The organism is Thermofilum pendens Hrk 5 (genome assembly GCF_000015225.1).
In the GTDB taxonomy this organism is placed as follows: domain Archaea; phylum Thermoproteota; class Thermoprotei; order Thermofilales; family Thermofilaceae; genus Thermofilum; species Thermofilum pendens.
In genome coordinates this window covers 1,210,863-1,228,908 of record NC_008698.1, presented here as the reverse complement: position 1 = coordinate 1,228,908, position 18,046 = coordinate 1,210,863, and the positions used below count along the sequence as shown (strand labels likewise).

14 protein-coding genes, 1 pseudogene and 2 CRISPR repeat arrays are annotated in these 18,046 nt (G+C 61.1%); of the genes and pseudogenes, 7 read left to right on the top strand and 8 right to left on the bottom strand.

The window, feature by feature from the left end; all coding sequences use genetic code 11:
• Nucleotides 1–6 precede the first annotated feature (6 nt).
• Nucleotides 7–393: a hypothetical protein gene (locus TPEN_RS06590; protein ID WP_011752949.1), complete on the bottom strand. Its 387-nt coding sequence runs from the start codon at nucleotides 391–393 to the stop codon at nucleotides 7–9.
• A gap of 417 nt (nucleotides 394–810) precedes the next feature.
• Nucleotides 811–1,656: direct repeats of the CRISPR family, unit length 24 nt; unit sequence GTTCAAAATCAGCAAGACTAAGAG.
• Nucleotides 1,657–1,737: 81 nt separating this feature from the next.
• Here TPEN_RS06590 and TPEN_RS06585 point away from each other — a divergent pair.
• The 5 genes from TPEN_RS06585 to TPEN_RS06565 all read left to right on the top strand — a co-directional run bounded on the left by TPEN_RS06585 (nucleotide 1,738) and on the right by TPEN_RS06565 (nucleotide 8,803).
• Nucleotides 1,738–3,753 (top strand): thermopsin, encoded by a 2,016-nt coding sequence (locus TPEN_RS06585; RefSeq protein ID WP_011752948.1) that lies wholly within the window; start codon nucleotides 1,738–1,740, stop codon nucleotides 3,751–3,753.
• Nucleotides 3,754–3,818: 65 nt separating this feature from the next.
• Nucleotides 3,819–6,431, top strand: a complete 2,613-nt coding sequence (locus TPEN_RS06580; protein ID WP_011752947.1) for an ankyrin repeat domain-containing protein — start codon at nucleotides 3,819–3,821, stop codon at nucleotides 6,429–6,431.
• Nucleotides 6,432–7,381: 950 nt separating this feature from the next.
• Nucleotides 7,382–7,729 (top strand): hypothetical protein, encoded by a 348-nt coding sequence (locus tag TPEN_RS06575; RefSeq protein WP_011752946.1) that lies wholly within the window; start codon nucleotides 7,382–7,384, stop codon nucleotides 7,727–7,729.
• Nucleotides 7,726–8,055: a hypothetical protein gene (locus TPEN_RS06570; protein ID WP_011752945.1), complete on the top strand. Its 330-nt coding sequence runs from the start codon at nucleotides 7,726–7,728 to the stop codon at nucleotides 8,053–8,055. Before TPEN_RS06575 ends, TPEN_RS06570 begins: the two co-directional genes overlap by 4 nt.
• Nucleotides 8,056–8,314: 259 nt before the next feature.
• Nucleotides 8,315–8,803 (top strand): DUF5658 family protein, encoded by a 489-nt coding sequence (locus TPEN_RS06565; protein WP_011752943.1) that lies wholly within the window; start codon nucleotides 8,315–8,317, stop codon nucleotides 8,801–8,803.
• A gap of 25 nt (nucleotides 8,804–8,828) precedes the next feature.
• Nucleotides 8,829–9,578: direct repeats of the CRISPR family, unit length 25 nt; unit sequence CTTTCAATGCTTTCACAGTTGCTTC.
• Nucleotides 9,579–9,886: 308 nt separating this feature from the next.
• Here TPEN_RS06565 and TPEN_RS06560 read toward each other — a convergent pair.
• On the bottom strand, nucleotides 9,887–10,645 hold the full coding sequence (locus tag TPEN_RS06560; RefSeq protein ID WP_011752942.1) for a DUF5591 domain-containing protein: 759 nt from the start codon (nucleotides 10,643–10,645) through the stop codon (nucleotides 9,887–9,889).
• Nucleotides 10,646–10,780: 135 nt separating this feature from the next.
• Here TPEN_RS06560 and TPEN_RS06555 point away from each other — a divergent pair, with 135 nt between their 5' ends.
• The gene (locus TPEN_RS06555) at nucleotides 10,781–11,764 is read left to right on the top strand and encodes a phospholipase D-like domain-containing protein (RefSeq protein WP_011752941.1); all 984 of its coding nucleotides are present in this window, start codon (nucleotides 10,781–10,783) and stop codon (nucleotides 11,762–11,764) included.
• Here TPEN_RS06555 and TPEN_RS06550 read toward each other — a convergent pair.
• The 6 genes and pseudogenes from TPEN_RS06550 to csx1 form a co-directional block, all read right to left on the bottom strand.
• Nucleotides 11,703–12,140: a nucleotidyltransferase domain-containing protein gene (locus tag TPEN_RS06550; protein ID WP_011752940.1), complete on the bottom strand. Its 438-nt coding sequence runs from the start codon at nucleotides 12,138–12,140 to the stop codon at nucleotides 11,703–11,705. The genes TPEN_RS06555 and TPEN_RS06550 overlap by 62 nt on opposite strands.
• Nucleotides 12,141–12,153: 13 nt before the next feature.
• Nucleotides 12,154–12,681 carry an LA_3659 family protein gene (locus tag TPEN_RS06545; protein ID WP_148677996.1) on the bottom strand — a complete coding sequence of 176 codons (528 nt, stop codon included), beginning with the start codon at nucleotides 12,679–12,681 and terminating at the stop codon, nucleotides 12,154–12,156.
• Between the two features lie 30 nt (nucleotides 12,682–12,711).
• A pseudogene (locus TPEN_RS06540) lies at nucleotides 12,712–13,077 on the bottom strand (protein NO VEIN domain-containing protein); the annotation flags it as partial.
• 67 nt (nucleotides 13,078–13,144) lie between these two features.
• Nucleotides 13,145–14,602 carry an ABC transporter permease subunit gene (locus TPEN_RS06535; protein WP_011752937.1) on the bottom strand — a complete coding sequence of 486 codons (1,458 nt, stop codon included), beginning with the start codon at nucleotides 14,600–14,602 and terminating at the stop codon, nucleotides 13,145–13,147.
• Complete coding sequence (locus TPEN_RS06530; RefSeq protein WP_052885236.1) at nucleotides 14,599–15,510, bottom strand: ABC transporter ATP-binding protein; 912 nt, start codon at nucleotides 15,508–15,510, stop codon at nucleotides 14,599–14,601. Before TPEN_RS06530 ends, TPEN_RS06535 begins: the two co-directional genes overlap by 4 nt.
• Before the next feature lie 122 nt (nucleotides 15,511–15,632).
• Entirely contained in the window at nucleotides 15,633–16,997 is a 1,365-nt protein-coding gene (gene csx1 / locus TPEN_RS06525; RefSeq protein ID WP_011752935.1) for a CRISPR-associated CARF protein Csx1, read from the bottom strand.
• Between the two features lie 72 nt (nucleotides 16,998–17,069).
• On the opposite strand from csx1, the gene TPEN_RS06520 reads away from it, so the two are divergent.
• Nucleotides 17,070–17,867 carry an MBL fold metallo-hydrolase gene (locus tag TPEN_RS06520; RefSeq protein ID WP_245534151.1) on the top strand — a complete coding sequence of 266 codons (798 nt, stop codon included), beginning with the start codon at nucleotides 17,070–17,072 and terminating at the stop codon, nucleotides 17,865–17,867.
• Nucleotides 17,868–18,046 lie beyond the last annotated feature (179 nt).

Here is an 18,046-nt window from a genome sequence, read left to right as displayed (position 1 = left end):
GAAGGCTCACCTAGCCCCCACCATCGCTTTGAGCAGGGACTCCAGCGTCACCTGCTCCGGCCTAACGTGGGGCCTAGAGCCCGCCGTAGCCTCGTAGACCCACTTCGCGAACCCGAGAAGCTTCCTCGCCTCCTCCTTCCCCCCGCCCTTCTCGTAGACGTCGAGCAAAGCCTGAGTAACGAGCCTCGCGGTAGACCTACCAGTCCCAAGCCTCTGCGCCTGCCTCTGAGCGAAAGCCGCGGTAACCAGCAAAGCCTCGCGGCCCTCGAAGGAGTCCAGAGAGGCTATAAGGTTCTCGATCTGAGAACCCTTAAGGTTCTCGACGCGGGCCGAAACGCCTATCCTAGCGCCCCAGTCCAGAATCTCCTTCTCAGATAGACGAGGCGCCGACATACGACAATATAGTTACAAGCATCCTAATATAGATTGCGCGGTAACCCGAAAAACAACGAAAAAACAACACAACCCCCAAGCCAGCCAACAACAATTCAACAACACACCACACGCAACAAACAAACCTCACCAACGTAGAACCAGACAAAACCTTCCAGGCAAGCCTCCCCAGCCCCAGCTTCAACCCTTAAAGCCCCCGCTTGGGAAGGCTTATAAACCCTTGACAGTGTCAAGGGTAAAAGCTTTACTGGAATTTTTCCTCTGAGGGGTCTTCCCGTCGAATTGATATGACGCTGTCATTTATAAAAGTGTTTCGGGGATTTGTTCCCAATGGGAAGAAGGGAACAGAAAACGTTTTATACCTCCACAGAGAAATAAAACCCGGATTTGCGGGAAAAGGCTCCCACAAACCCCTCAGTTCAAAATCAGCAAGACTAAGAGGCGCGCTAGTACCTAGTATAGCCTCGTTTATGTTCTTCAGTTCAAAATCAGCAAGACTAAGAGGAACGGATCTTACCCTAGCAACCATGCCAGAGTTCAAAATCAGCAAGACTAAGAGTAGGGAGCTTGGCTAAGGCGGCAGTATGCCCTCCCTCTGGAGGGCCGTTCAAAATCAGCAAGACTAAGAGCGCCCAAAACCTACCGGTTCACCCCGCCCCGCCTGCTCCGTTCAAGTTCAAAATCAGCAAGACTAAGAGACGTTTAGTCGGTTCCGTCCCCCCGCATATGCGCGTTCAAAATCAGCAAGACTAAGAGCAAGCCCACGAACTCGAAGACCCTGTGCTTCCCGTCACCGTTCAAAATCAGCAAGACTAAGAGTATTAAGCTTGAACCAAGTTCTGAGTGTCTTGGATCTCGCGAGTTCAAAATCAGCAAGACTAAGAGTTAGCGGCGGACGCGACTCCGCAGTAGCCTGCTACATGTTCAAAATCAGCAAGACTAAGAGAAATCGCTTATTGCCCCGATTATCGCAAGCCTCTCCAGCTCGGTTCAAAATCAGCAAGACTAAGAGAGCGCCTTCGGCGCCCACATCGCCTCGCCCGGCGTCGCGTTCAAAATCAGCAAGACTAAGAGAATAACCGTGGTCGCCATACCGGGTATCGGCGTGGTCGCCCCGTGCAAGTTCAAAATCAGCAAGACTAAGAGATACAGGCGAGTGGCTCCATAGTCTCGACGTCCTTAGTTCAAAATCAGCAAGACTAAGAGGCAAGGTTGTGGATCACACCATCAAGCCACCCTGTTCAAAATCAGCAAGACTAAGAGCGAACCGCGATGGTAGGGCTGGCAACGCCATGTGTTCAAAAATCAGAGGTTTGTGTCGATATACACACGAGGTGGGGGTGTTTGCTGGTTTCGCGTTGGTTGTTTAGGGTTGGGCTTGTAGCGGTAGTCCTGCTTCTACTCGTAGCTCGATGCGTGCGCGCCGAGAGGGTTTCGCTGCTTCCTCGCTCGATAAGCTACTACAGCATTAGGGTTTCCGCGGCGCCGGCGTACGTCGTGCTCGTGAGTCATCAGCCGTGGCCGGCCGTGGCTTACCTGGCGACTGCCGAGGAGTGTGAGCATTTCCTCGCGCGCGGGGGTAGTGACATCGAGGTTTTGAGGGTGGTTAGCGTGCCAGGCTACGGCGTGGTCTCCTTGAGGATAGATAGCCCCGGCTCGTACTACGTGTTTTTCTACTCGGACGAGAGGCTCTACGTCTACGTTAGGTACTACGGCTTGCCGGCGGGCCTTGCCAGCTACCCGGACGTCGCGGTGAATACGAGCATGGTTCTCGGCTTCTTCAACGTAAGCGCAGCCTCCGCTAAGAGCTACAGCAGTAGAGCCGCGGAGGCGGACGCGTGGAGCCTCCAGCTGAACGCCGTCGTAGAGGTTTCCTTGGCGGGCGGCAGGAAGCAGTACTACTGGGTTCAAAACATGGTCGGCGGCATAGAGGGTACTCGTTCGTACGAGAACAAAACGGAGAAGGCTATTATGTACCAGGTTTGGAACAACATTTGGAACAATACGGGGCGGCTTAGCCTGCTAAGCGACGAGAGGATATCCGGCTGCGGTGGTGTGTACAGGGATAGGGACGAGTACTACTATGCGTGCGTGTACACCTACAGCCCCTGCGACCTGCCCCTGGCAGGCTTCCTGGTCGTCAGGGCTTACGCGAGTAACGGCGCTGTACACGTCGATTTCGGCTACGTCACCGCTCAGAGCGGCGACTACAGGCCCGCGATTATAACGTGGTACGACAACGTGACCATAAGGACTAACCCGCCGGCCGTAGGCGCCGGCATAGTGGCTACGTCGAGCTACCTGAACGGGCGTGGGCTCCCGCTGAACGTTGAGCTCGTGTTCTGCGGTTTCTGTTGCTCGGAGCACGCTACGTTCAGCGAGCTGGAGGCGAGGCTCACCCTTGCCTACTGGAGGGGCGGCGGCTGGGCGCCTTTCCCGAATCTGTACAGCTTTGGCGTGAGCACAAACGAGACTGCTACCAACGTGGCTGTGCGGTACGCTGACGGCTTCGCGGTCGTGGAAAGAGGCGCGCTGAGCCCGGCTAAGCTCGCGGAGAGGCCGAGGCTACCGGCCCTGCCGATGACTAGCGTCAGGTACTGTAGCATGTTGACCGGGGAGTGCTCCGTCAGGTACGTGTACTCCCCTGTAACGCTCGCCGAGAAGGCTAGCGTCGTGTACGACGGCAACCGCACCAGGTACGTGCTTTTAGGGTACTACGTGGACGGGCGGTTCACCGAGGACCCGCCGACCATAACTCCTAGTAGCTCGTGGTTCACGCACTACGAGGTTAGGTCGAGCTACAAGGCTCAGCACTTCGTGGTCGTCTCCAGCCCCCTCCCCGTAACGGTTAACGGTACGAGGACTACGCGCTACGCCGGGTGGCTCGACGCGGGCTCCTCCATAGTCGTCGAAGTCCCGGATCGGGTAGTGCTCGAGAACGGGACGCTGTTCACGCCCCTGAGTAGCGGCGGGGTGTTCCGCGTCGACTCGCCGGTAACAGTCGAGGTAGCCTGGCAACCCTACTACCTCGTCACCGTTACGAGCCAGTACCCGGTGCTCGTCAACGGCGAGAGGACGGAGAGGTACAGCAGGTACCTGGCGCCCGGCACCCAGCTCGAGGTGAAGGCGGAGCCCGTGCCGCTGTACGGCGGGCTCGTAACCATGGACCCGAACGCCTCTTCGATAAGGCTACTGGTCACCGCGCCCGTAACGCTGTCGGTGTCCTACTCGCCGAACTACACGCGCCTAGTAGCCGTAGCCGCCGTAGCCACCGTTCTAGTCGCTGTAGCCGTCGCCAGGAGAAGGAGGCGCTTCGAGGCCTTCTACGAGCCACCCCTCGACGAGCTCTTAGCCGCCTAGCCCCCGCGAGTTTCAGCGTTATCTCTCAGCGACGGGCTTTTTACCCTCCACGCCGCCTAGCACCCGTGCCGGGCCCGGAGGGGAACCGCGCGGGAACAGTCGAAGAACTCTTCAGGGCAGTCTGCTCGGGGGACGCGAAGAGGGTGAAGGCCCTCCTAGAGGGGGGCGTCGACCCGAACGCCGCGGGCCCCGCGGGGCTTGCTCCGCTACACTGCGCCGCCATCTTCGGGCACGCCGAGGCCGCAAGGCTACTCCTGGAGCGAGGCGCAGACCCAAATGTGAAGGACAAGATCACATGGGATGTACTCAGCTCCGAGCTGGGTCGCAAAGGGAGGACACCGCTACACTGGGCCGCCGTGTACGGGCACTTCGTCGTAGCCGAGGTACTGCTCGACCGCGGCGCAGACCCGAACGCCACCGACGAGGAAGGCAATACTCCATTGCACCTGGCGGCGCTACTAGGGTTTGCAGACATAGCCAGGCTACTGCTGGATAGAGGCGCAGACGTGAACGCGAAGAACAGCTCCGGGAAGACACCGCTTCACTACGCCGCTGAGCAAGGAAGCGCAGAAGTCGCAAAGTTGCTACTCGAGCGGGGCGCCGATCCGGGAGCTACGGACACGTATGGCAATACACCGCTACACCTGGCTGTTAGGAGCATAGAAGTCAGTAAGCTACTCTTAGAGAGAGGGGCTGACGTAAACGCCAGGAACAACGAGGGACGAACGCCGCTACACCGCGCAGCTATGGAGGGAAGCGCCGAGGTGGTGAAGTTTTTGCTCGAGCGCGGCGCAGACCCGTGCGCTGTGGACGCCTTTGGAAATACCCCCCTACACTTAGCCTTTAAAAACATGGAGGTTGCCAAGCTACTCTTAGAGAAAGGTGCAGACCCCAACGCGAAGAATAGCTCAGGGATGACGCCGCTACACTTCGCCGCAGGACTGGGAAAAGTCGAAGTCGTCGAGCTACTCCTAGAGCACGGAGCAGATGTGGACGCTAAGGATAACGATGGGCTTACACCGTTAGCCTATGCGGCTCACCGCCAGGATATGTATATACGCGCAGATGCGCTCACAGCGTTGAAGGTCGTCGGGCTACTCCTGGAGCGGGGCGCAGACCCCAGCCTCATCGGCTCGGATAGCTACACGCTACTCCACAAAGCGGCCTTTTGGTGCTACGCAAAGGTTGTCAGGCTCCTCCTAGAGAAAGGTCTGGATGCTAACGCAAAGGACGAGTACGGAAGAACTCCGCTACACTGGGCCGCGGAGCGGGGATGTCCGGAGGTAGTAGAACTCCTGCTCGAGCACGGGGCAGACCCCAACGCAAGGAATGACTCCGGGATGACACCGCTACACCTAGCGGCGACTGTGAAAGACACTGAGGCTGCGAAGCTTCTGCTAGAGCATGGGGCGGATCCGAACGCCGAGGAGTATGGAGGCTCAACTCCGCTGGCTATTATCTCCTCCTTTTTCTGTTACGATGATAACATTACGGACTGGCTTACAGGCGAGCACAAAGCACTCGAGTTTATCAGGCTACTGTTGGAGCACGGAGCAGAGCCTGGCAACGGTCTTCACGCGGCGGTAAGGTGCGGGCGCCCGGAGTGCGTTAAGAAGTTGCTTGAGTGGGGCGTGAACCCCAATACCAGGGACAACGACGGCAACACGTTGCTACATGCCGCCGCCTGGAATGGGGACGTGGAGGTTATCGAGATTCTGCTGGAGAGGGGCGCAGACATTAATGCCAGGAACAAGTTCGGGGAAACACCGCTACACGTAGCCGCGGAGCGAGGAAACTTCGAGGCAGTGAAGTTGCTACTAGAGAGGGGCGCGGAGGTAAACGCGGACGCGCTCTGCTACGCGGCAAGGAGTTGTCGCTGGGACGTCTTCACGCTGCTCCTCGAGAGAGGCGCAGACATTAACGCGAGGGACTGGTTTGACAGGACTCCGCTACACGGCGCCGCCGGGTGCAGGGACGCCGGGATTGCGAGGTTCCTCATCGAGAGAGGGGCAGACATTAACGCGAGAACCAAGGACGGAGAAACACCGCTACATAAAGCCACGTCCAGCGGGAACGTCGAGGCGGTAAGACTGCTGTTGGAGCACGGCGCCGACGTAGACGCCAGGAACGATTTCGGAGGGACACCACTGCACCACGCCGCCGCCCGGGGGCACCTGGAGATAGTCAGGCTCCTGCTCAAGCACGGCGCAGACTCCAACGCAAGGAACAGTCACGGGGAGACACCGCTACACTACGTAGCTGAACACGCAGATATGTGTAGCAAGAACGCATGGGATAATTGCTTGAGGATCGCCGAGCTTCTCTTGATACACGGAGCAGACGTAAACGCCAGGGACTCCCGGGACCAGACGCCGCTCCACATAGCCGTGTTTTTCGGCTCCCGCGAGCACCTCGAAGTCGCGAGGTGGCTCCTGGAGCACGGGGCGGACCCCAACGCGAGAGACTGGGAAGGCAACACCCCACTACACTACGTAATTGAGCATTCCTTCTGGAGGGAACGGCGAGAAGCTATCGAGCTACTATTAGAGCACGGGGCGGATCCGAGTATAAGGAACTCCGAGGGGCTGAGCCCGCTACAGCTCGCTGTGATCAAAGGAGACACCGACGCTTTCGCGCTGCTCTCAGGGTACATGTTCAGGTTCAGGAAAACTCGGTAAGCGCGGCGAAGAATACCCGGGGCACCAGCCTGCAGACGTTGACGCAGAAGTACTCGCCCGGGCAAGCAGGTGTTTTCCGCGGATGCCCGGAGTCTTTCGGAGGGACCGAGCCCCGAGGGGCTAAAGCCGGGTATGCCAGGAAGCCCGGATAGCGGAGACTCTTATCCGAAAAGTATTTAAGGAAGAAAGTAGAACATCCTGAAGGCTCCCCGAACGGGGAGCCCTAGGGGGGACGCGCTCCTCGGGGACGCGGGGCCTCTCGCCCGGCTAAAGGCCGGGGATGCTCCGCGCCCGGCGCCCCCGCTTCTCAGGCGTTGCGGGGGCAGTGCATCAGGGTAACCCCCCTACGGGGCGCTTCTCCTCTTCTAGAGGGGGGCGCGGGTGCCCGTCCGCCGCTGGCCCACCCCGCCGCGAGGCGGGGACAGGGCGTGGCGGGCGGCGAATAGACGAGCCCGCGCGCGAACCCCGGGAAACGGATAAGGGGTGTAGCCGCGGGCTGTGAGGATGAAGCCTTCCCCGCCGGGCGCCGATGAAGGCCTGCCAGGAGGTGGCGGCGTTACGTCGCTACTCCCGAAGGCCTGCCGGAGGCAAGCCGTCCCGCCGGTGGCGGGCGGGCCACGAGGAAGCGGGAGGGGGGCGAGTCCCGCCCCGAGGCAAGCCCCCTCTCCCCCTCCCTTCACACGCTTCTAGCGCCTTCAGCGATACGAGGGGGAGAGGAGCCCCTCCCACCCGGGGTCAAGCCCCCAGGGTTGCCTGGGGGTGGGGCTCCCCCTCGCGACCTCCGCCGGGGGACGGGCGGGTGAACAGCCTGCTTGGACTTCGGTGCGGGGATGAGCGGGGGGTGGAGTCCGGGGCTGTGTGCCTCGGGCGGCGGCCCCGGCTAGCCTGGTGGCGAAGCTCGGGGTGCCTTTGAAGGGCGGGGCTCCCTCTCTCCGCGCTGGGTGGGGTGTGTGAGGTCCGTTGTCTTGGCTTACGCGGAGTTGCTTGCCTGCGCCGTCGACTTGGACCCTGCGGGGGCGGCGATGGGGGTTGTGTGTTCCAGGGTTTTCTTCGACTGCTTCAGGCTCGAGAAGGTCTCCGTGGTCGACGGGGTTTCCGACGAGTGGCTAGTCGTGGAGGCTAAGCTGGAGCTCTGCATAGACGAGTACGTGCTGGTGGTGCAGGAGGACCGCGTCTCCGTCTACCTGGGCCGCGAGCTCGTCGCGTCTACCCCGCTGAGGCGGGGAGGCTCCTTCCTCTCCGCGCTCCTCGACCTCTTCAAAGGCGAGGACGTCGTCGTGGGGGATTTCGAGGAGTGAGGCGCGTTAGCCCTGTGCCCCCGCGGTGCTTCGAGGCGTTCGTGGACGCCGTTACAGGCGCGCTTGCGCGGGACGCGCGCTCCCTAGCCCCCCTGCTACGCGTGAGGGCGGTCTACGCGTACAGGGAGGGCGAGTGGAGGCTTGCAGGCTACAGGCTGTCGCTGCGCGTCGGGGGAGCCTTCGTCGCTGTGAGAGTGCCGGAGAACACCGTCTACGCGAGGGCGTTCTCCTGGAGGGACTGGACCCTCCTCGACCCGGAGAAGGGGGAGGCACTGCTGGAGGCCGTCCGGAGGCTCTACCCGGCTCCGCGCACCCTGAAAGCGTAGCGTTTTTTCCCTTGGGGGTGGGAGCCGTGGAAGAAGTCGCCGAGAGAACCGTGAAGATCCTCCTGGCAACCAGGGGGAGCTTAGAGGGTTCGGTTGCGGCGACGCACCCGTCGAGGTAGCCACGAACGCCGGTAGCGTGTACCTCCAGATGCTCAGGATACTCGAAGAGGTCGGCGCGCTCAAGCACGACGCGAAAGAAGTCTACAGGGCGCTGAAAACCTCCCAGCGCTAAGCCCCCGCGAAAAACCCTTTTTCCCGGGTGGGCAGAGGGCTGAAGTTCTGGGTATCGGTGTACGCCGCTTCGAGCGCCTGCGACATAGCCTCGACATACGCCGCCCTCTCCACCGGGGCGTTCTACGAGGCAAACCCCAACACGGCCGCCCTCCTGGGAAACCCCCTCCTCCTAGCCCTGAGAGAAGTTCTCGTAATCCTACTCCTCGCGCTCCTAGCCTACGCCCTGCGCAGAGTAGCCGGGAAGCTAGGCCTCCCGCCCAGCGCCTCCAACGCCCCAGTAGCGGCGGCATCCGCGGTGAGAGCAGCGGCAGCACTCCACAACGCGGTCCTACTCGCCCTCCACGCGAAAACAACTTTTTCCAGGGTGGGCGGGGAAAAGCAAACACCACGACGCGCAGAAAGACTACCCGCGTCCAGGCCACTCCTCGACAGCAGGACGCCCCAAAGCCTTGTGCCCCACCGAGACCGCGAAGCCTCCGGGCCACGACAGAGCCAACGCGTCGAAGACCAGTAACGGAAGCTACACGGCGAGCACGAGCCTTTCAATGCTTTCACAGTTGCTTCGCGGAGCCGAGGCTCCTGGCGACCTCCTCCGTGGCGTATATCCCTTTCAATGCTTTCACAGTTGCTTCCCCCACTGCGCCGAGCCTTTCACAGCGCTTGGCGAGTAACTTTCAATGCTTTCACAGTTGCTTCTCCGTGCAATAGACGTCGCAACCGCTGGGAAATCCCTCCGAACTTTCAATGCTTTCACAGTTGCTTCTTGAGCCCGGAGCTGGAGCAGCGGCTCTCGGTCCTGGTCTTTCAATGCTTTCACAGTTGCTTCGTGAACCTGCTTGCCGGTGTCGATGAACTCATACGTAACTTTCAATGCTTTCACAGTTGCTTCATACTAAAGAAGACGACCGACGAGCTCGAAAGAGTGAAACTTCTTTCAATGCTTTCACAGTTGCTTCCCACATCAGCACTTCCTGCCGCAGCTCGTCCACGCTCATTTGCTCGAACTTTCAATGCTTTCACAGTTGCTTCAGTCTACCAAGCCGCATTGCTGGTGGGTGAGGCGTAATGAGCCTTTCAATGCTTTCACAGTTGCTTCCGCTGACGTTGAGCACCCTGGCCGCCTCCAGCAGTGCCTCCTTTCAATGCTTTCACAGTTGCTTCGAGAGGATCGGGCAACTGGCGGAGAAGCTTGAGGAGACTTTCAATGCTTTCACAGTTGCTTCGGGCTCCGCGGGGCTACCTCGTAACTGCCAACGTTACTTACCTTTCAATGCTTTCACAGTTGCTTCCGACCACTTTCTACGGTTGAGGGTCTATAAATCCTTTTCTCAATGAGTCGAAGTCTGCAAAACTGCCTCTTTGACAAAATTCACGCATGAGAAGCTTCGAAAGCAAACACGAGATAATCCCGACAGAGATCGGGATTTTACGGGAGGCATTTTCAACAGGGATTCTTCCCGTCGAGAGGGATTCGTAAACAGAAAATCGAATTCCCGACCTCTGTCGGGAATTTGTAGAAAAGAGCCCATGAGCCGTGAGTGCGCGGAGGTGTCTCCGCCGGTCTTCGCGTAGAAGTGGCCCTCGCCGAGGGTTGAGCTTACGGGGAGAGTCTTACCAGGAGGCGCTCCAGGTACCCGCGCAGGTACTCCTGGGCCGCTGGGTGAGCCACGCCTTGACGGTTCCATGCTCCTGCTCCGTAGGTTCTGACTATTTCTTCTACGACCTCTTTGGGTGGTAGTAGTTCGACTTCGACGCCCGACGCCTTGGATGCCAGCTCGATTATCCTTCTATGGGTGTGGCTAGGACTAATCCTAAGCTTGGACGTGTACGTGCGCACGAAGGCTACCCTGTGCGCGTAGGAGCTCTTTGTCCTCTTGAGGAAGGCGGCTACGTAGCTCGCTAGTAGCTCGATGCTTTTCTCGGCGTACTCCCTCTCGTAGGGCTGCCCGTGGGCCCTGCACCACCACTCGAAGAGCCCGGGGCAGTCGTACCACTCCTCCCACTCGTAGAAGTACTCCTCGGGGACCGCTCCGAAGGGCTCGGAGACTGCCACCACGTGTATTAGTCGGCGCTTCTCTCCGAGGCTTTCCAGCGTCTTGTACAGCGCTTTGTAGGACCTGGACTCGTGGTAGGGTTTAACCGTGCTGCAGGGGTAGAACAGGAGGACCTTCTTCTCCGGTGGCGGGGTGTAGCTCTCCGCTATGAACTTCAGCCACCCGACTACCTTCTTGTTGGATGTCAGCGCGTTGTAGACCTCCCTCGGGTTGTAGAACCGCAAGTCCTCGCCGAGCCTTCCTCGCAGAACCTTCTTCGAGGAGTCGTAGCTCCTCGGGTCCCGGGACCTCCGCTTGCCCATACCTGCCGCCCTTCAGTTTACTACCGCGGGGGTAAAAATAGGTTGACTCGTGCCCCTGTGCGTGTTGCAAAAAGCTGTAGTGCTAGAAGGGAAAGGTTAAAGTTTCAGCAGTAGCACGGATTACTGGGATGGGTCTTGGAGCTTAGGTTCGTGAAGACGCTCCTCGACGCTGGGAAAACGTACTTCGAAAGCAAGGGCGTCACGTCCTTCGACCTCGAGAAGTTCGCCGAGATGCTGAGGCTCGCGTCCTCGTTGAGAAAGGTGGACGCCAAGACGATCGCAGACGCTCTCGGTCTCCACCCTAGCGACGCGTCGGGCTACCTGAGGCTGGGGTGGCACTCGGGGCTTCTCTCGTACAGCGGGAAAGCCTACTACGCGACGAGGCTTGCGAGGGATGTTGCTGGTGCTTGCTCGGAGCCGGGGAGTAGGGGGTGCGTCGAGGCTGTGAGGAGGGTTATGCTGTCCTGGTATCCCTTGAGGGTTTTCCTCTCGTACCTCTGCTCCCGCCGTAGCTTCAACGCTATGGACGCCGTGAGGGAGCTTGGGGGCGAGATGAGGTACTGGAACGGCGTTATGATGAGGCTGGGGCTCCCCGTTAGTCCTGCTGGGGGCGGCGAGGCCCCTGAGAAGCCCTTCAACAGCTATGTTGTTAGCGCCTTGTTTGAGCGGATGGTTGACCAGCTCTACGTTGGGTGCGAGCACCTCCGGGAGCCCGCGGAGTACTGGTACGTTAGGGGTAGGGAGGATGAGCCGGTGGTCGCGGTTGCCGTCGCGCACGTGGTGTACACGTACAGGGAGCCCGTGCTCGTGACGCCCCGCGTGGACGACGAGGGGCTTGGGCTCGTTGTTAGGGCTTTGCGGGAGGCTGGCCCGGGGAGGAGTGCTACGCTCGTGACCGTAAAGGGTCAGGGGGTTGCGCGGTACCCCGGCTTGGACGTTGAGTTCACGGAGAAGCCTCTGCACGCGAATATCTACGCGTCTGAGGGGGAGGTTTTGCTCTCGAGTGCTAACCTCACGGGGGACTCGCTGTACAGGAGCGTCGAGTTCGGGGTTGTGGTTAAGTCTTCGCCGTCTCTCCTCGCCGTTGTCGACGATCTTTTGCCCGGCGTTCTTCTCTGAGTTTTGCCTCCATGTCTCTTGTTTCCCCGATTGCCTCTTTGAGTAGCTCTGTGTAGAGTGCGTGGTTTTTCACGGTTATGGGTAGGCCTTCTGCCAGCGCTTTTAGTCTTACTTGTGGTGGGGCGTTGGGTAGGGGTACGATGTCTACGGGGGTTCCCAGCTCTTTTTCTAGCTCTGCGGTGGCTTCGAGTAGTTCTTCTAGGCTCCAGTCTGCGTGTACCGCGATGTCTATGTCTCTGACTTTTCTTCTTCTGAGCGCGGAGCCGAATAGGACTGCTACTGCGACGTCGCTTCTCTTCTCGAAGTACTTTTTCAGCGTTTCGACTACTTTTTCGAGGTCTATCTCGTAGAACTTAATCTCCTCCAGGCTTCTCACCGGGTGTCCGGGGCTAGGGGTGTATCCTGATGATTGCGAGGAGTATGATGCTTGCCGCGAGTGTTGCGAGGACTGAGGCTGTGAGGGTGTAGGAGATCTTCGCGATGTGGTCTAGCCTTTTGTCCAGGCTGTCTATCCTCTTGTCCAGGGACTCTATCCTTTTATCCAGTGAGTCTATCCTCTTGTCTAGCCCGTCGATCCTCTTATCGAGCGAGTCTATTCTCTTGTCTAGGTCGCTTATCCTCTCGCCGAGGCTGTCTATCCTCTTGCTTAGCTCTGCGTATGCTCCTTCGAGCCTTGAGACTCTCTCAGCGAGACTCGCGACGTCCCTCTCCAGCCCCTCAAGCTCCCTCCTCAGCCCCTCTATGTCTCGCCTCGTTGCTTCCCAGTGCTTCTCCACGTCGTGCTTCGTGGCGACGTCGCGTATGACTGCGTTTATCAGCGCTAGCCTTACGTCCGGCTCGGAGACTAGTAGCTCTGCGAGCCTCTTCCTGGACTTGGGGTCTTCTTCGAAGAGCTTCACGATGTACTCGGCGGACACGGACACGCGTTATACTCTCGCCGGAAGTATTTAAGTGCTGTCTTGGCGCTGGTTGCGCGCGCGGCGCCCGGTTACTTCCTTCCGCAGGCTTACCCTCCACTTCAGCTCTGGCTTGGCGTGTTTGAGTACTTTTTCTCTGCTAATCTCTATCACGCGTGTTTCGCCGTTTTCCTTGTAGACGATGTAGAGCCAGGAGTTTTCGTTCCTCAGGAAGTTCATGAACTCGTTGTGCGTTAGGAATACGAAGCCGTACTTTAGGTCTCTCTTCTTTACCTCTATGTAGCGGGTGTTGCCTTCCCTGTCTTTCGACTCGATGTCGTAACCCTTCTTTTCTGAGCTAACGTTTTGGGCACGCCTCCCGTGGAGTTCCTCGTACTTTATCACGTACTCTATGTACTCCTTTTCTCCATCCTCCTCCGTGTAGCTACCCGGGGAGGCGCGGAAAAAGGTTTGGGGGTTCGTGCTACTGGGAGAGGTTTGCCTTCCTGAATGCTAGCCACGCGGCTACGAGTGGGAGTAGTACCCAGGCTGCCGCCGCGGCGGCTACGTAGGCTGGTTTCAGCGCGGCTTGCACCGCTGCTTGCCCGTACTTGAGGTGCAGGGCTTCCGTTGCTGCCTGGAAGGCTACCGAAGGGTTGAAGTAGTACGCCTGCTGGACTGCCGCGGGGTCCGGCGTTCCTCTAACTGCGACCGCGATGGCGAACGCTATCGGCGCCCAGAGCACCGTGAAGACTATGTAGACTACTACCGCGAGGAGGAGGTAGCTCTTCCCCTTCGCTGATGCGGCTATCGAGTAGAACACGCTGTAGTACGCGAGCATCGAGGCGGCTATGCCGGCTGCGAGGAGGGCTGAGTCCTCGAGGGGTGGCGGCGAGCCAACGGCCCACGAGATTACTAGGTGCATGGCCGCTGTTGCGAGTAGCGGGGAGGCGGCGGACGCCAGCGCGCCGGCGGCGAACCTGGAGAGGAAGAGCTGGAGCCTCGTAACAGGCCTCGCGAGCACGAATTCGAGAGCCCCGGTGGACCTCGGCTTCGCTACGAGGTTGTATGCGGTGAGCATCACCGCTATCGGGTAGAGGAAGGCGAGTACGTTAGACGATACGAGCATCGCGGCTACGATCCACCCTTTGAGCGCCGAGCTCCCGGCGAGCGACACAGGGGTGTCTAGGCGCACGCGTCCCCGGCGCGTTTCGAGCTCTAGGTAGAGCGCCTTCCCGCTACCCGCGGCCTTGAGGTCGAAGACCCCGACCCCGCTTGCTCCCAGCTCGCCTGCGTAGGCGAGTCGCCCGGGGGTCTCGTTGTAGACGGTGTAGTACAGCTTGCTCCCGGCGACCTCGGAGTAGTTGCAGTCGGGGGGCGCTACCGCCACGGCTAGCCTGTACCCTCCCCCCTCGAGGGGTATGACCTCGCCTACAGCGAGCCACGTCTTGTTAAACGTCGACCCGAACCCTATGCCGAGCGAGGTGTGCATGTCCGCTGGAAAACACCTAATCCCACTGGACCAGGAGAGGGAGGAGCCGTACCTGTTCGCGACCCGTATCTCCAGGTTTACACTCGCGTTGGTGCTTCCGCGCCTGAGCTCCGCCTTGAAGCGCTCCCCGGTTCTAGCAGTCCACTCCGCTACAACGCTGCACGCGGGCATCGAGGCGCCGGCGCCTCCCTCGGAGCACTCCAGGAGCTTGACGGTCACAGTGTTGTCCTTGACGGGGTTGCCCGTGTAGTCGTAGACGAGGCCCTCTACTTTCACCGCGGAAGAGTTCGGGGTGACGGTGTACGCGATGCCGAAGAGCTTCCCCTGCCCCGTCATCTGAGCGTAGGCCATGTAGCCGACGGCGGCGCCGACCGCTACGAGCGCGGCTAGGAGCACCAGGGTGGATGAGTTCAGGAGGGCCCTCCTGAAGTCGTAGAGGAGTGTCCTCACGCGCCGTCACCCCGTAGCCCTACGAGCTCGAAGAAGAACTCCTCGAGGCTCTTCTCGCTCCGCTTCACCTCGGCCACCCTGTAGCCGGCGGCTACGAGCTCCGCTACGAGGCTCGACGGGTCTCCCGAGAAGCCCTTCACTGCAAGCGCGTTGCCCCTCTTCTCCGGCTCGCCGTACTTCGCCGCTATGCTGGCGGCCCCGTCGTCCAGCGGGGAGACCGAGACGAGTAGCTCTCCGGAAGCCCTCCGCCTGATCTCGTCCATCGTGTACGTCCCGACGATCCTGCCCCTGTGTATGAAGACTACCCTGTCCGCCAGCCCCTCCACCTCGCTCAGTATATGCGAGGAGAAGAGGACCGCCTTGCCCGCCTTCCTGAACTCCTGCACGAGCCCCCTGAAGAAGGCTATCCCCTGGGGGTCGAGCCCGTTGAGAACCTCGTCGAACAGGAAGTTCGGCGGGTCGTTGATCAGCGAGACTGCGAGGGCGAACCTCTTCTTCATGCCCTGGGAGAACTCCTCGAGCCTCTTGTTCGCCGCCTCGCCTATCCCGACCCTCTCGAAGAGCTCCCTCCCGAGCCTCCTCGCCTCCCCCTCCGAGTAGCCGTAGTAGCCGGCGAGGTACGCGAAGTAGTCGAGCGCCCTGTACTCGGACTCGAATATCGGGAGCTCCGGCACCCAGCCCACCCTGGCCGACGCCTCGACCTTGTCCTCGGACACGGAGTACCCGTCGATGAAGACGTCGCCCGCGTCCGGGGGTAGCACGCCGACGGTTATCCTGATCGTGGTGGTCTTGCCGGCGCCGTTCAGCCCTACGAAGCCCACGACCTCCCCGTTCCTCACGGAGAACGAGACGTCTTCGAGGACCCTCGCCTTCCCGAAGCTCTTGTAGACGCCCCTAACCTCTATCATACCGCCCGCCTGGACGCACGCCCGGTACAAAAATTTTCTCAGCAAACTTCGGGCTCGTCACGCGTCGGCCGACTGTTTACTCATCACCGCTGGGGTTGCGGGGCGCCCCTTTATCTGCCTTTCTAGTGCTTCAGCCCGGCCTTCGCGAGGAGGCTTCGCACGCTCTCGGCGGCCGAGGGGTCTTCCGGCTTGAGGGGCTTCCCGTCTGCGCCTACGTAGAGCAGGAGCTTCTTCTCACCCCTCTCGACCCTCACGAAGCCCTTCTGCAACCCGGCGTGCGCGATCATGATCCTCTTGTCCGGCTTGCGGGGGTAGGCGGCTTCCTCGAACCTCCCGGCCTCGACCTGGGAGAGCTCCTGCGCTATCAGCGCGTAGTGGACCTCGGAGACCCTCCTGTACACCCTCTCGTTCAGCTTCTCGAGCGACTCGACGTCGTTCGAGAGCCCCTCCTCCCTCACCGCCTTGCAGGCTGCCGCCGCGAGTAGCGCCGCGTAGACAGCCTGGGGGTTCACGTAGACTGGGCGCTCGACGGTCCCGCCGGAGACCCTGGTGTACGAGGCCCAGAGGCTCCTGGCCTCCTCGACTACGCCCAGGTACTCCTCCCAACTCTGAGCCGAGGCTAGGTAGACGAGGGCTAGGGGTAGCGGGTAGTAGAGGGAGGCTACCACGGGGTAGACCTTCTCGCCCATGAACCTCGACGCTCGGGCCCTGAACTCCTCGAACCTGCTCGGCGGCCTGCCGCCGCGCCACTCCACCAGGCTGCCCGCCTCGGAGGGTAGCCTTATCTCGCGGACCTCCTCCCTCCTCACTAGGTTCAGGGAGAGGCTGGGCTTCTCGGAGCCCGGCGGGTAGGGGTCCGAGTTGTAGACTTCCATCTCGACGGACCGCGAGCCGGCGAGTAGCGATAGGGACGCGGCCTCCCGGGCGACCTCGTACGCGTAGGTCGGCATGAAGTTCACCCCGTGGGTGAGGTCGACCACTATCTTCGAAGGCGCGGGGCCGCCTCGCAACACCTCCCTGGCGGCGGCGAGGAGCGCGAAGGAGTGGAAGTTCCGCACGTCGCCCGCGAAGCGCACCCCGCCCCCGAACGAGCCTATAGCCGGTAGCACCTCCACCGCTACTCCCCCGCTGCACCCGGCGCCCGCGCTCTTCGCGAGGCCCTCGACGACGGAGCGGAGCCCCTCCACCGCCTCGCCGTACCTACCCTCGAGGAGCAGACCCCTAAGGCGCGCGAGCTCCTCCCTCCGCTCGTAGAGGTACGCGTAGCCGGGCCTCTTCCCGTCGGGCTCCTTGTCGAGCTTCGCGTCGAGCAGGCTCTCCAGGACGAGCACGAGGGCTCTGGCCTCGCACCCGGACTTGGAGAGGTGCCTGCAGAGGATCCCGAGGCTCGTGAAGGACTCGTCGCTCTCTCCTCCCAGCTCGTACCTCGCGGTGTTCCACTGGGCCGGGTTGCCCCAGGTCGCTAGAAGGAGGGCCCTGCAGCCCATAAGGCTACCTGTCGGAGGGCCCCTATATCCGTTGCGCACAGGTTTATACGCGTGCGCGGAGCTACCGTACCCGTGGATAAGCGGTACGCCTACGCCGCCCTGGTAGCGTTGCTGGCCGCCGCGCCCTTCGCCTGGCTCGCCGTCCGGAGGGAGGCTCGCGCCCACGCCGCAACCGCTAGGCTCGTGGTCCTCGTGGATAACGAGGCGCTGGGCGGGCTCGAGTCGGCGTGGGGGCTCTCGGTGTACGTAGAGGCCGGGGGCGCCAGGCTCCTGTTCGACGCTGGGCCGGAGCCGGGCGTGCTTGAGCGCAACGCCGCGAGGCTGGGGGTGGACCTGTCGCGCATCGACGCCGTGGTGGTGAGCCACGGGCACTACGACCACGTGGGCGGGCTGAGGCTCTTCGCCGGGCGCGGGCTGAGGGTCTACGTGCCGGCTGGCTCGGGGCTCTCGGGCTACGTCTCCGGGCTCGGTCTGAGGCCCGTGGAGGTCGACGAGACCACCATGCTGGCGCCCGGGGTCTACGTGGTTAAGCCTCTCGTGGGCCCTCCGCCCGAGGAGGCCCTCGCGATAGTCACGGGGAAGGGGCTCGTGCTCGTAGTGGGCTGTAGCCACCCGGGGGTCGTCAACATCGCGCGGCAGGCTATCCGCGACGTCGGGGCCAAGCCGTACGCCGTGCTGGGAGGCTTCCACATGGCCGGCGCCTCCCAGCGCGAAGTGAAGGAGGTCGTCGAGGGGCTCCTCTCCCTCGGCTTCGAGAAGATCTACCCGCTACACTGTAGCGGCGAGGGCGTGAAGAGGTACCTCGCGGAGAGGCACCCCGAGGCCTACGGCGACGGCGGGGCCGGGCTCGTCGTGGAGATAGAGGGGTAAAGGTCTTAAGCCTCCGGCGCTTTGCCTTTAGGGGCTGTGACGAGCCTACGGCCCTCGAGCGGTGAAGAGTAAGCTGTTAGCCGAGCCCCAGGAACGCGGGGGTAGGCTGTACGTACCTGACCTTCTGGCGGTCTACAACTATGATCTTCGCTCCCCATCATTTCCCCACTCATCTACAA